Annotated in this window: 11 protein-coding genes and 1 pseudogene; 8 read left to right on the forward strand and 4 right to left on the reverse strand. The window is 66.1% G+C overall.

Going from position 1 to position 12,366, the window contains the following annotated elements; all coding sequences use genetic code 11:
• Positions 1-114: 114 nt before the first annotated feature.
• Positions 115-1,317 carry a DUF748 domain-containing protein gene (locus U5782_RS27710; RefSeq protein WP_322047086.1) on the forward strand — a complete coding sequence of 401 codons (1,203 nt, stop codon included), beginning with the start codon at positions 115-117 and terminating at the stop codon, positions 1,315-1,317.
• A 9-nt stretch (positions 1,318-1,326) separates the two neighbouring features.
• On the opposite strand, the gene U5782_RS27715 is transcribed toward U5782_RS27710, so the two are convergent.
• The 3 genes from U5782_RS27715 to U5782_RS27725 all read right to left on the reverse strand — a co-directional run bounded on the left by U5782_RS27715 (position 1,327) and on the right by U5782_RS27725 (position 4,138).
• On the reverse strand, positions 1,327-1,950 hold the full coding sequence (locus U5782_RS27715; protein WP_322047087.1) for an HAD family phosphatase: 624 nt from the start codon (positions 1,948-1,950) through the stop codon (positions 1,327-1,329).
• Positions 1,951-1,989: 39 nt separating this feature from the next.
• Complete coding sequence (locus U5782_RS27720) at positions 1,990-3,804, reverse strand: aminopeptidase P family protein (protein ID WP_322047088.1); 1,815 nt, start codon at positions 3,802-3,804, stop codon at positions 1,990-1,992.
• A gap of 70 nt (positions 3,805-3,874) precedes the next feature.
• Complete coding sequence (locus U5782_RS27725) at positions 3,875-4,138, reverse strand: hypothetical protein (RefSeq protein WP_322047089.1); 264 nt, start codon at positions 4,136-4,138, stop codon at positions 3,875-3,877.
• A gap of 197 nt (positions 4,139-4,335) precedes the next feature.
• Between U5782_RS27725 and U5782_RS27730 the strand changes: the two genes are divergently transcribed.
• From U5782_RS27730 to U5782_RS27760, 7 genes and pseudogenes are all read left to right on the forward strand, one after another.
• Entirely contained in the window at positions 4,336-5,082 is a 747-nt protein-coding gene (locus U5782_RS27730) for a response regulator transcription factor (protein WP_322047090.1), read from the forward strand.
• Between the two features lie 27 nt (positions 5,083-5,109).
• A pseudogene (gene hemA / locus U5782_RS27735) lies at positions 5,110-6,378 on the forward strand (glutamyl-tRNA reductase); the annotation flags it as partial.
• Between the two features lie 218 nt (positions 6,379-6,596).
• Positions 6,597-7,679 (forward strand): peptide chain release factor 1, encoded by a 1,083-nt coding sequence (gene prfA, locus U5782_RS27740; RefSeq protein WP_322047091.1) that lies wholly within the window; start codon positions 6,597-6,599, stop codon positions 7,677-7,679.
• Positions 7,676-8,542: a peptide chain release factor N(5)-glutamine methyltransferase gene (gene prmC / locus U5782_RS27745; protein WP_322047092.1), complete on the forward strand. Its 867-nt coding sequence runs from the start codon at positions 7,676-7,678 to the stop codon at positions 8,540-8,542. Before prfA ends, prmC begins: the two co-directional genes overlap by 4 nt.
• A 106-nt stretch (positions 8,543-8,648) precedes the next feature.
• Positions 8,649-8,960, forward strand: coding sequence for a Grx4 family monothiol glutaredoxin (gene grxD / locus U5782_RS27750; RefSeq protein WP_322047093.1), 312 nt, complete (start codon positions 8,649-8,651; stop codon positions 8,958-8,960).
• A gap of 43 nt (positions 8,961-9,003) precedes the next feature.
• Positions 9,004-9,627 (forward strand): UbiX family flavin prenyltransferase, encoded by a 624-nt coding sequence (locus U5782_RS27755; protein ID WP_322047094.1) that lies wholly within the window; start codon positions 9,004-9,006, stop codon positions 9,625-9,627.
• Positions 9,628-9,766: 139 nt separating this feature from the next.
• The gene (locus tag U5782_RS27760) at positions 9,767-10,564 is read left to right on the forward strand and encodes a class III extradiol ring-cleavage dioxygenase (RefSeq protein ID WP_322047095.1); all 798 of its coding nucleotides are present in this window, start codon (positions 9,767-9,769) and stop codon (positions 10,562-10,564) included.
• Between the two features lie 104 nt (positions 10,565-10,668).
• Here the strand turns inward: U5782_RS27760 and U5782_RS27765 are convergent, their stop codons facing one another.
• Positions 10,669-12,264, reverse strand: a complete 1,596-nt coding sequence (locus U5782_RS27765; protein ID WP_322047096.1) for an APC family permease — start codon at positions 12,262-12,264, stop codon at positions 10,669-10,671.
• Between the last annotated feature and the right edge of the window lie 102 nt (positions 12,265-12,366).

Consider the following 12,366-nt stretch of genomic DNA (forward strand, 5'->3'; position numbering starts at 1 on the left):
GCGACGGACACCAGCGGCACGGCGGTTGCTCGAAAGCGGCTACGCTTGTGGCTCTTGCGCCGCATTTCCGCTCACGCAGGCCGGCGCGCTTTCTTCCAGGGCGAGGTGCTCCGCATGTCGATGCCGACCCGCAACCGCTCGGCTTCCCGTTTCGCCTTGATCGCCGCGCTCGTTGCGGCGACGCTCGTGGTGATCGCGCTGGTCGGTCTCTACGTGCTCCAGCGCGAGGCGAAAGCGCGCGTGGAAGCGGCGCTCGCGCCCATCGGCACGGCGGCGCGCGTCGACGTGGCCTTCTGGCTCACCTCCGTCGAACTCACCGATGTGCGCCTCAAACCGCCGCGCGACTGGCCCACCGCCGACATGCTGCACGCCCGGCGCATCACGATCACGCCCGACCTGCGCGCGCTGCTTGCGCATCGCGTGCACGTGCGCGAAGTCGAAGTCAGCGATTTCACGATGACGGTTCTGCGGCGACAGAACGGCGCGATCGAAATCCTGCCGAATCTGCGGCGCGAAATGGAAGCGGCGGAAGCGGCGAATCCCGCATCGGCAGCATCGAGCGCGGACGCCAACGTCAATGCCAACGCGGCGATACCGCCCGAAAAGCTGATCGACCACATCGTTCTCGACAACGGCACTTTTGTGTTTTACGACCGCTCCGTGGGCAATCCGCCGTGGCGCGTGACGGTGAGCGACGCGCACGCGAGCGTCGATCACGTCCAATTGCCCGCGCTCGACGAACCCACGCATGTTTCCGTGACGGGCGCGATCAAAGGACCGGCACACACCGGCCGCGTGAGCTTCGAGGGCACTGTGCGCATCGCGAGCAAGGACTCGCAGACGCGCACGACGCTGCGCGGCGTGGACCTCGCCACGCTCGATCCGTATCTGCTGAAAAAGGCCGGCGCGAAGGCCAATGTCGCGGGCGGCACGATCGATCTCGACCTCACCTCGACGGTGCGCGGCTACCGCCTGCACGCGCCCGGCACGGTCACGCTTCATCATCTGCAACTGGCCGAAAGCAGCAATCCGCTCGACACCTTCATGTCGATCCCGACGCGCGCAGCCATCGCCGCGCTCAAGTCGCACAGGGGCGACATCACGCTGCATTTCGTGCTCGACGGGGATTTGCGCGATCCGAAGTTCAGGCTCGACGAGAGCCTGATGACCGAGTTGCGCGCGGGCTTCGCGCAGGCGCTCGGGGTGAGCGCGGAAGGAGTGGCGCAAGGCGCGGGGCAGACCGCAAAGGGTATCGCCGACGCGCTGCGCAATCTGTTCGGCAAACCGGCGCAACCTGCTGCGCCGGGGACTCAATAAGCTCTGCTATCAGACCGGCAGGCCGAGTTCGCGCAGCTTCGCGTCGGTGGTGGCGTTGCTCGTGTGATGCACGCCATGCCAGCCGAGCGCCGTGGCGGCTTGCGCGTTGCGCGCGTTGTCGTCGATGAAGACCAGCTCGCCGGGCTGCACGCCCGGCAATTGCGCCTCGATACGGCGGAACATCTCGTGGTAGATCGCCGGATCGGGCTTCACCAGTTCCACGCGCCCCGAGACCACGATGTCGCGGCAGCGACGCAGGATGCCGAAGCGCTCCCACGCCCACGGAAACGTCTCCGCCGACCAGTTGGTGAGGCCGAAGATCGGCACGCCTGCGGCCTCCAGGCGCTCGAAGGTCGCGACGCCCCCTTCGAGCAAGCCGCCGACCATCTCGTGCCAACGCTCGTAGAACGCGCGAATCAGCGCCTCATGCTCGGGAAAGCGCGCGACGAGTTCTTCGGTGCCGACGGCGATCGGCTCGCCGCCGTCCTGACGCACGACCCAGTCCATCGCGCAGACGTGGGTGAGGAACCAGCGGCGTTCGTCATCGTTGGGAATCAGCTTGCGATAGAGATACTCAGGACTCCAGTCCACCAGCACCCCGCCGAAGTCGAACACCACTGCCTTGATCGTCATGCGTCTGCGCTCCGTATTTTGCTGCGCCGTTGAGGAAGATCAGATCGGCTGCGTGCGCTTTTCCAGCCACGCCAGCGCGTCGCCGCTCACGTGCGGCGCGACGCGTTCGCGAACCGTCTGATGATACGCATTGAGCCACGCGCGTTCGTCCTCGCGCAAGAGCGCCAGATCAATACAGCGCGTGTCGATCGGGCAGAGCGTCAGCGTTTCGAATTTCAGGAAATCGCCGAATTCGGTCTTGCCCGCGCTCTGGTTCAGCACCAGGTTTTCGATCCGCACGCCCCACTTGCCCGGTCGATAGATGCCCGGCTCCACCGAGGTGATCATGCCCTCTTCCATCGCCGTCCACGGTTCGGCCGGCGCGTAGTGCGAGATCACTTGCGGGCCTTCGTGCACATTGAGGAAGTAGCCCACGCCGTGACCGGTGCCGTGGCCGTAGTCGGCGCCCGCTTCCCAGATCGGCGCGCGCGCGATGGCGTCGAGCATCGGCGAGCGAATGCCGCGCGGGAACTGTGCGCGCGAGAGCGCCATCATGCCCTTGAGCACCAGCGTGAAGTCGCGCTTTTGCTCCGCGCTCGGCGTACCTACCGGCACCACACGCGTGATGTCGGTCGTGCCGTCCAGATACTGGCCGCCCGAGTCGATCAGCAGCAGGCCATCGCCTTCGATCACGCTATGCGACTGCGGCAGCGCGCGGTAGTGCGGCATCGCGCCGTTCGCGTTAAAGCCCGCGATCGTCGAAAAGGACAGCGAAACATAGCCCGGCCGGCGTGCACGCGCGGCGGTGAGTTTTTCGTCGATGGTGAGTTCGGTGATGGTCTCCCGGCCCTGCGCCGCTTCGAACCATGCGAAGAATTCGGCGAGCGCCGCGCCATCCTGTTCCATGGTCGCGCGCACGTGCTCCGCTTCCACGGCGGTCTTGCGCGACTTCAAGCAGGTGCTCGGGTTGATCGACTCCACAAGCCTCACCTGCGCCGGCACCGCTTCCAGCAGTCCGAGCGTCACGCGGCGCGGGTCGACCAGCAGCGCCTCGCCCGCGGGCAGCGCGCCCAGCGCCGCGATCGTCTGCGTGTAGGGCGCAACGCGCACGCCGTCGCGCGCGAGCGCTTGCGCGAGTTCGGCGCTCACCTTGCCGTCGGCGACGAAGAGCGTTGCGTCATCCGGCCCGATCAGTGCGTGCGCAACGAACACGGGGTTGTAGTTCACGTCGGCGCCGCGCAGGTTGAAGAGCCAGGCGAGGTCGTCGAGCGTCGAAATGAAGTGCCACTGCGCGCCGAGTTCGCGCATCGCGCCACGCACCTGAGCGAGCTTGGCCGGGCGCTGCGCGTCGGCGTGCGGCGCAAGGTGCTCATATACCGGCTCGACCGGCAGCGAGGGGCGGCCGCTCCAGACGGCGTCGAGCAGATCGACATCGGTGCACAGCGTCACGCCGCGCGCGTCGAGCGCCTCGGCCAGCGCGCGCGCCGACGCCACGCCCAGCACCGCGCCGTCCACGGCGACCGTGCCGCCAGCCGGCACATTCTGCGCAAGCCAGGCGATGTGCGGTGCGGTCTGCTGGCCGCCCGTCATCTTCATCAGCTGAATGCCGGTGCCCGCGAGCTGGTTGTCGGCCTGCACCCAGTAGCGGCTGTCGACCCACACGCCGGCGAAATCCTTCGTCACCACCAGCGTGCCGACCGAGCCGGTGAAGCCCGATAGCCACTCGCGGCCCTGCCAGCGGCGCGGCAGGTATTCGGAGAGATGCGGATCGGCGGACGGCACGAGGGCGGCGTCCACGCCCGCCCCTGCCATTGCGGCGCGCAGCGCGGCAATGCGTTCGGGGATCGTGGACGTTTCGGGGAGTCGGGCGTTCATGTTTTCACCTGCGAGAGTTGTGTTGCGCGTGTGGGGGCGCTCAATGTGCGCGTATGCGGGGAAGGCGATGTCAACGGCGCGCGCGCAGCGCCATCGACGCGGCCACGAAGACGAATGCGACAGCCGTGCAGACCGGCCATTCGAGCAGTTCGCCATCGTAGAAGAGACCCGTAGCGCGGCCCGCCGCTTTCGCGAGCGCAGCGCCAGCAAGCGCGGCGGCAATCGCGAGGCCGAGCGAGCGGCCAGCGGGGCCGCTGGCACGGCGCAGAGGATGCAGCAGCCATCCCGCGCAGCCAATGGCAAGACCGAGTACGACGATACCAGTCCAGCCCATTACCGCTTTGTCCTTAGGAATTTCAGAAGAGTCCTATAGGACTGCGATGGAGTGGCGGATAGCATTCTTTTGTCTCTTTTACAACTGAATTTTTACTGGAAAACGGTCGGCTCGGCGCTTCCCGCGTAGCGGTTGAGTGTAGGGGGCGGGATGGCGCAAGGCAAGCGCACCCGGCCCGTCCCCGGCTGGACTCCCTTATGCGAATCGCTCTTGTCGAACCTGACGCGCGCCAGGCTGAAGTCATCGAACGCCTGCTCATAGCAGGCGGTCACGCCTGCCGCCATTTCCCCCACGGGGCTCCGCTCGTCGAAGCGCTCGAGGACGACGCCTTCGACCTGCTGCTTGCGGCGTACTGGTGCGGCGACCTCGGCGGAGACGAACTCATTCCGCGTGCTCGCCGCCTGCTGCCGGGCCTGCCCGCCATCGTGCTGATGGCCTCGCCGCACGAAAGCGAAATCGTCGCGAGCCTGCAAGCCGGCGCCGACGACTGCATCGCCAAACCGGTGCGCGGCCCCGAAATGCTCGCCCGCATCGACGCGCTGCTGCGTCGCGCCGGCGTGCGCCGCCCACGTAACCGCGCACGCCACGGTTTCGGCGACTACCTGTTCGACTCGGCGCGCTATGCCGTGTCGTTCCGGGGCCATACCGTCACGCTCACGCCCAAGGAATTTCGCTTCGCACTGCTGCTTTTCACCAACGCATCGCGCCCCGTTTCGCGGGCGCGCATTCTCGAAACGGTCTGGAATCTGAACCGCGACGTTCGGTCGCGCACGCTCGATACGCACGCCTCGCGGCTGCGCAGCAAATTGCAGCTGGGGCCCGAGCACGGCTGGCGTCTGACCACGCTGTACGGCTACGGCTACCAGCTCGAAAGACTCACAATTAGCCCTGGGGACGATACTGACATTGCTGACGCCAATGTCAGAAGCGCGGAAAAGTTATAATATCCGCCTAAATCTTCGCCCCATGGTATGCAGCTTCTAACGATCGGAATTAATCACCACACCGCGCCCGTCGCCTTGCGCGAACGCGTGGCGTTTCCGCTCGAACAGATCAAGCCTGCCCTGGAGCTGTTCAAGGAAGCCTGGACGGGCGGCAAGCGCGCCCTGAGCGCGCCCGAAGCCGCCATCCTGTCCACCTGCAACCGCACCGAGCTCTACTGCGCGACCGACGCGCAGGCGTCGCGCGATTCCGCGGTGGAATGGCTCTCGCACTACCACGGCATCCGCGCCGAAGAACTCGCGCCGCACGTCTACACCCTGCCGCAGTCCGAAGCCGTGCGTCACGCGTTTCGCGTCGCCTCGGGTCTCGACTCGATGGTGCTGGGCGAAACGCAGATCGTCGGCCAGATGAAAACGGCGGTTCGCACCGCCACCGAAGCCGGCGCGCTCGGCACCTATTTGAATCAGCTGTTCCAGCGCACCTTCGCCGTCGCGAAGGAAGTGCGCAGCACCACGGAAATCGGGGCGCAATCGGTGTCGATGGCCGCCGCCGCCGTGCGTCTCGCGCAGCGCATCTTCGACAAGATCGCCAACCAGCGCGTGCTGTTCATCGGCGCGGGCGAAATGATCGAGCTGTGCGCCGCACACTTCGCCGCCCAGCAGCCGCGCGAACTCGTGGTCGCCAACCGTACCGCCGAGCGCGGCCGCTATGTTGCCGAACGTTTCGGCGGCAAGTCGATTCCGCTCTCCGAGCTGCCCACGCGCATGCACGAGTTCGACATCATCGTCTCGTGCACGGCCTCCACGCTGCCGATCATTGGCCTCGGCGCCGTCGAGCGTGCCGTGAAGGCGCGCCGTCACCGCCCGATCTTCATGGTCGACCTCGCGGTGCCGCGCGACATCGAAGCCGAAGTCGGCCAGCTCGAAGACGTGTTCCTCTACACCGTCGACGATCTCGGCACGATCGTGCGCGAAGGCAATGCCTCGCGCCAGGCGGCGGTCGCGCAGGCCGAAACCATCATCGAAACGCGCGTGGCGAACTTCATGCAGTGGCTCGACTCGCGCAGCATCGTGCCGGTGATCCGCCACATGCACACGCAGGCCGACACGCTGCGCCGCACCGAACTCGAACGCGCGCGCAAGATGCTCGCGCGCGGCGACGACCCGTCGGCCGTGCTCGAAGCGCTCTCGCAGGCGCTCACCAACAAGCTGATCCACGGCCCGACGCACGCGCTCAATACGTCGAGCGGCGAAAGCCGCGACTCGCTGATCGAGCTGATGAGCGGTTTCTACCGCCACGGCCAGCCGGCCAAGGGCAGTGAAGCGCAACCGGCCGTGCAACAAGGCGCGCAAGCGTCGAATCTCGACGAATCGTCCAACGCGTCCGGCTCTTCGGATCGTTAGCGGCACTCGCCGCATCCGGCTCGCACGCGTCCCATGCGCGCCGGCCGCCAGGGGCTTCCCGCCCGCCTCCCCTTTTCCCGCAGCCCTGACCGGAGTCCGCTCCGAACCGCCCGATGAAAACGAGCATGCAATCGAAGCTCGACCAGCTGACAACACGCCTGGCCGAGCTGAACGACCTGTTGAGTCGTCCCGATGTGACGTCCAACCGCGACCAGTACCGCAAGCTCACGCGCGAGCACGCGGAATTGGGGCCGGTGGTCGAGCACTACGCGTTGTGGCGGCGGGCGCTGGAAGACGAGGTCGCGGCGAAGGAGCTGCTCAGCGACGCCTCGATGCGCGACTTCGCCGAGGATGAAGTGAAGGCCGCGCGCGAACGCATGGCGCAGCTTCAGCACGAGCTTCAGATGATGTTGCTGCCCAAGGACCCCAACGACGAGCGCAACGTGTTCCTCGAAATCCGCGCGGGCACGGGCGGCGACGAATCGGCGCTGTTCGCGGGCGACCTGCTGCGCATGTATCTGCGCTACGCGGAGCGCAACCGCTGGCAGATCGAGATGATGTCGGCGAGCGAGTCGGATCTGGGCGGCTACAAGGAAGTGATCGTGCGCATCGCGGGCGAGGCGGCCTACTCGAAGCTGAAGTTCGAGTCGGGCGGCCATCGCGTGCAGCGCGTGCCCGCGACGGAAACGCAGGGCCGCATCCACACCTCGGCCTGCACGGTCGCGGTGATGCCCGAAGCCGACGAGATCGGCGAAGTCCAGATCAATCCCGCCGATCTGCGCATCGACACGTTCCGCGCCTCGGGCGCGGGCGGTCAGCACATCAACAAGACCGATTCGGCCGTGCGCGTGACGCACTTGCCGACCGGCATCGTGGTCGAGTGCCAGGACGACCGCTCGCAGCACAAGAACAAGGATCGCGCGCTCAAGGTGCTGGCCGCGCGCATCCAGGACAAGCAGTATCAGGAGCAGCACGCCAAGGAAGCGGCCACGCGCAAGAGCCTCGTCGGCTCGGGCGACCGCTCGGAGCGGATCCGCACCTATAACTTCCCGCAAGGGCGTCTCACCGATCACCGCATCAACCTGACGCTCTATCGCCTCGAAGCGATCATGGACGGCGATCTCGGCGAACTGATCGGCGCGCTCTTGTCCGAGCATCAGGCCGAGCAGCTGGCGTCGCTGGGCGATGCCGATTGAGCGGCACTGACATCGTGAGCGCCACCCCGATCACCGCTGACGACTTGCTGCGCGCCTCGTCCCTGCCCGCGCTGGAAACGCGCATCCTGCTGATGCACGTGCTCGGCTGGCGCCGCACCGAACTCATCACGCGCGGCGACCAGGCGCTGGACGCCGCGCCCGTCGCTGCGTATCGCGCGCTCGAAACGCGCCGCGCGGCGGGTGAACCGATCGCGCAGCTTGTGGGCACGCGCGAATTCTTCGGCCTCGATTTCGACGTCACGCCCGACGTGCTGATCCCGCGCCCGGACACCGAACTGCTGGTGGAAACCGCGCTGGCCGCGCTGGAAGGCATCGCGCAGCCGCGTGTGCTCGATCTCGGCACCGGCAGCGGCGCGATTGCTGTGGCGATCGCCTCCGCGCGGCCCGATGCGCGCGTGTGGGCCGTCGACCGTTCGCCGGGTGCGCTCGGCGTGGCCACGCGCAACGCCGCGAAGCTGCTCGACGCGGCGCGCCCGGGCAGCGCGCTGACCTTTATCGAAAGCAGTTGGTACGACGCACTCGACGCGGCGCTGCGCTTTGACGTGATCGTCAGCAACCCGCCCTATATCGCGAGCGGCGACCCGCATCTGGAGCAAGGCGATCTACGCTTCGAGCCACGCGGCGCCCTCACCGACGAAGCCGATGGCCTGAGCGCCCTGCGCACGATCGTCGATGGCGCACCGGCGCGGCTCGTGCCCGGCGGCGTGCTCTGGATGGAGCACGGTTACGATCAGGCGGCGGCGGTGCGTGCACTGCTCGACGCGCGCGGTTTTACCGAAGTCGCATCGAAGCAGGATCTGGCGTCCATCGAGCGCATCAGCGGGGGTCGCTTCGCAGGCTAGCAAGCTGCCTGTCGACGCCCGGCTCGCACGGGCGAAATCCGCTATCATTTCGTTCTGCATTCAACGTATTCCGCATCAACCCTATTCAAGCAAGCCAAGGTCAGACATGGACACCCAACAGCGCATCAAGCAGATCGTCGACGAAAACGCCGTCGTCCTTTTCATGAAGGGCAGCGCGCAATTTCCGATGTGCGGCTTTTCCGGCCGCGCCGTGCAGATCCTGAAAGCCTGCGGCGTCGATCAGTTCAAGACCGTCAACGTGCTCGAAGACGACGCGGTTCGCCAGGGCATCAAGGAATTCTCGAACTGGCCGACCATTCCCCAGCTTTACGTGAAGGGCGAGTTCATCGGCGGTTCGGACATCATGACCGAGATGTACCAGAACGGCGAACTGCAACAACTGTTCGCAGCGGCCTGATCGTCCGTACCGGTTCAAGCGGCACGCCCGCGACTTGCCTCACGTGAACGCCACGCCTGCTGCCCACATTCACGCCCCGTCGAGCGTTCAGCGCCGCCTGATCGTCGCGATCACGGGCGCGACGGGCGCGATCTACGGCGTGCGCCTGCTGGAAACGCTGCGCCGCCTGGGCGGCGTCGAGACGCATCTACTGATCTCGGCGGCCGGCTGGCTCAACATCCAGCACGAGTTGCAGCTCAGCAAAGAGGACCTGCACGCGCGCGCCGATGTCGTTCATTCGGTGCGCGACGTGGGCGCCACGATCGCCTCGGGCTCGTTCCAGACCGACGGCATGATCGTCGCGCCCTGCTCGATGAAGACGCTCGCGAGCGTCGCTCACGGCCTCTCCGACAACCTGATCGCCCGCGCCGCCGACGTCACGCTCAAGGAGCGTCGCCGGCTCGTGCTGATGGTGCGCGAGACGCCGTTCAATCTCGCCCATCTACGCAACATGACCGCCGTGACCGAAATGGGCGGCGTGGTCTTCCCGCCGCTGCCGGCGTTCTATAGCCAGCCTGCCTCGATCGACGAAATGGTCGATCACACGGTCGCGCGCGTGCTCGACCTGTTCGCGCTCGGCCCGGCGCTCGCGCCTGCATGGCCGGGTCTGCGCGCCACGGCTGACTGATCCAGCGCGATTTCTCCGTCGCCCATTATCAACACGGGCGACACAATCAATTCCCCAGTGCCCCGTTTAATTCTCACGGGTTGAGTCTTATATTGATCGTAATGCGAAACTTTCCAGCCGCTTTGCGCGGCTCACGATCATGACCACCCGCACCCCCACGCTTTTCCTGTCGCACGGCGCGCCCACGCTGCCGATCGACCCCGCGATGCCGCGCGAAGGCTTCGTCGCGTTGGCCCAGCACCTGCCGCGCCCGAAGTCGATCCTGATGCTCTCCGCGCACTGGTACACGCAGCGTCCGGCCGTCAGCACGGCGACGCAGCCCGAGACCATCCACGACTTCTACGGCTTTCCGCAGGCGCTCTACGACATCCAGTATCCGGCGCCCGGCGCGCCCGAAACGGCACAGCGCGCGGCGGCCTTGCTTCGCGCCCAGGGCGTGGAAGTCGATGAAGAGGCGCACGGGCTCGATCACGGCGCCTGGGTGCCGATGCTGCTCATGTTCCCGGACGCCGACGTACCCGTCGCCCAACTCTCGATCCAGCCGCGCAACGACGCCGCGTATCACTTCGCGGTGGGCCGCGCGCTGCGCGAACTGCGCGACGAGGGCGTGATGGTGGTCGGCTCGGGCCAGATCACGCACAACCTGCGTCAGGCCGACTTCTCGGCGCGCCCCGAAGATGCCGACCCGCGCGTGGCCGAGTTCACCGACTGGTTCGAAGCACGCCTCGCCGCCCGCGATATCGACGCGCTGCTCGACTATCGGCGCCAGGCGCCGCATGCGGTCCTGATGCACCCGACCGACGAGCATCTGCTGCCGGTCTTCGCCGCGCTCGGCGCCGCCGACGACGATTACACGCTCGGCGTCCAATCGCTCGGCACCTACCAGCGCGCGCTGGCGATGACGAACTACGTGTTTGGCTCGGCCACTGCGCAATAAAGCTCGGCCCGCAGACGCAAAAAAGCCCGCCTGAATCGCTTCAGGCGGGCTTTTTTTTGGGTTGCCCGCCGTGGCGGACAACCCCGAACAACTCAGGCAGACGCTTAGTGTGCGCCGATGCCTTCGAGCACTTCGTCATGCTCGTGACGCTCTTCCAGATACGGCGTGCGGTAACCCGAGTTCACGCCCCAGAAGTAGAAGCCGAGCGAGATGATCGCGACGACCAGCATGTCCCAGCCGTAGGGAATCACATCGTAGCCGCCGAACTGCTTGCTGCCGATCAGCGACAGAACCGCCATCGTCGGCAGATAGGCGCACAGCCACCATGCGGCCTTCAGGTCCTGGCCCCAACCAGCCCAGCCTTCCTTACCCTGGAAGTAGAAGTACACCGGCAGCGCGACAACCATCAGCAGGATGATTTCGCCGGTCAGCGGCCACTTCGCCCAGTACAGGATCATCGATGCGCAGACGAACGCGAACGGTGCGATCACCTTCATGAACGGCACGGTCAGCGGGCGTTCGATGTCCGATGCTGCGCGCTTGAGCGCCATCAGGCTGATCGGGCCCGTGAGGTACGAGATCACGGTCGCCACCGAGATCACCGCCGCGAGCGAGCTCCAGCCGCGGAAGAAGAACATGAAGATGAACGACACGGCCAGGTTGAACCACATCGCGGGGCGCGGCACGCCGTAGAACGGGTGCACGTTGCCGAACATCGCCGGCATCGTGTTGTTGCGCTCCATCGCGTAGATCATGCGCGAGGTCGTCGCCATGTAGGTCGTCCCGGTGCCGCTCGGGCTCACGAACGCATCGACGTACAGCAGGATCGCCAGCCAGTTCAGGTTCAGCGCGATCGCGAGTTCCGCGAACGGCGACTTGAAGTTGAACGTGTTCCAGCCCTTCGCGACATCCGACGGCGAGACCGCGCCAATGTACGCGATCTGCAGCAGCACGTAGATCACCAGTGCGCAGACGATCGAGCCAATCACCGCGAACGGAATGCTCTTCGACGGATTGCGCGCTTCACCCGCGAGGTTGATCGGGCTCTGGAAACCGTTGAACGCGAACACGATGCCGCTCGTCGCGACCGCCGTGAACACCGCCGACCAGCCGTAAGGCGCGAACGTGCTCGCCTCGCCGAAGTTCTCGTGGTGGAAACCGGTTGCCATCAGGCCGGCAATCGTCAGACCCGGGATGATGAACTTGAAGATCGTGATGGCGCTATTGGCGCGTGCGAACAGCTTCACGCCCCAGTAGTTGAGCATGAAGTACACGATCACGAGCAGCGCCGACAGGAATAGCCCGGAGTGTGTCAATGAGCCATCGACGAACAGCGCGTGTGCCCACGGATAGGGCCAGGTGCTCATGTACTGGATGGAGGCTTCGGCTTCGATCGGAATTACCGAAACGATGGCGATCCAGTTCGCCCATGCGCTGATGAAGCCCACCAGCGCGCCATGCGAGTAACGGGCGTAGCGGACCATGCCGCCCGATTCCGGGAACATCGCGCCGAGTTCGGCATAGGTGAGTGCGATGGCCAGAATGACCACGGCCCCGATCACCCAGGCGCAGACCGCCGCGGGACCGGCGATCTTGGCGGCTTTCCATGCGCCGAACAGCCAGCCCGAGCCGATGATCGACCCGAGGCCGGTAAACATCAGCGCGAATGGGCCGATGTTCCGTTGAATAGAACTTTTCACGTCTTCTCCTGTATCAAGAGCAGTTCAACGCCGCATGCCCCGTCTGTTTTGCGGGCGGGGTTCCAGCGGCAGTCGCACCTGCGCGCGAATCGATTGCGCCCG

Source organism: Paraburkholderia sp. J67, from assembly GCF_905220265.1.
GTDB lineage: Bacteria > Pseudomonadota > Gammaproteobacteria > Burkholderiales > Burkholderiaceae > Paraburkholderia.

Excerpts from the sequence above, each read along its gene's own strand:
- U5782_RS27710 (WP_322047086.1), top strand. The coding sequence starts at position 115 with ATGTCGATGCCGACCCGCAACCGCTCGGCTTCCCGTTTCGCCTTGATC.
- U5782_RS27715 (WP_322047087.1), bottom strand. The coding sequence starts at position 1,950 with ATGACGATCAAGGCAGTGGTGTTCGACTTCGGCGGGGTGCTGGTGGAC.
- U5782_RS27720 (WP_322047088.1), bottom strand. The coding sequence starts at position 3,804 with ATGAACGCCCGACTCCCCGAAACGTCCACGATCCCCGAACGCATTGCC.
- U5782_RS27725 (WP_322047089.1), bottom strand. The coding sequence starts at position 4,138 with ATGGGCTGGACTGGTATCGTCGTACTCGGTCTTGCCATTGGCTGCGCG.
- U5782_RS27730 (WP_322047090.1), top strand. The coding sequence starts at position 4,336 with ATGCGAATCGCTCTTGTCGAACCTGACGCGCGCCAGGCTGAAGTCATC.
- prfA (WP_322047091.1), top strand. The coding sequence starts at position 6,597 with ATGAAAACGAGCATGCAATCGAAGCTCGACCAGCTGACAACACGCCTG.
- grxD (WP_322047093.1), top strand. The coding sequence starts at position 8,649 with ATGGACACCCAACAGCGCATCAAGCAGATCGTCGACGAAAACGCCGTC.
- U5782_RS27760 (WP_322047095.1), top strand. The coding sequence starts at position 9,767 with ATGACCACCCGCACCCCCACGCTTTTCCTGTCGCACGGCGCGCCCACG.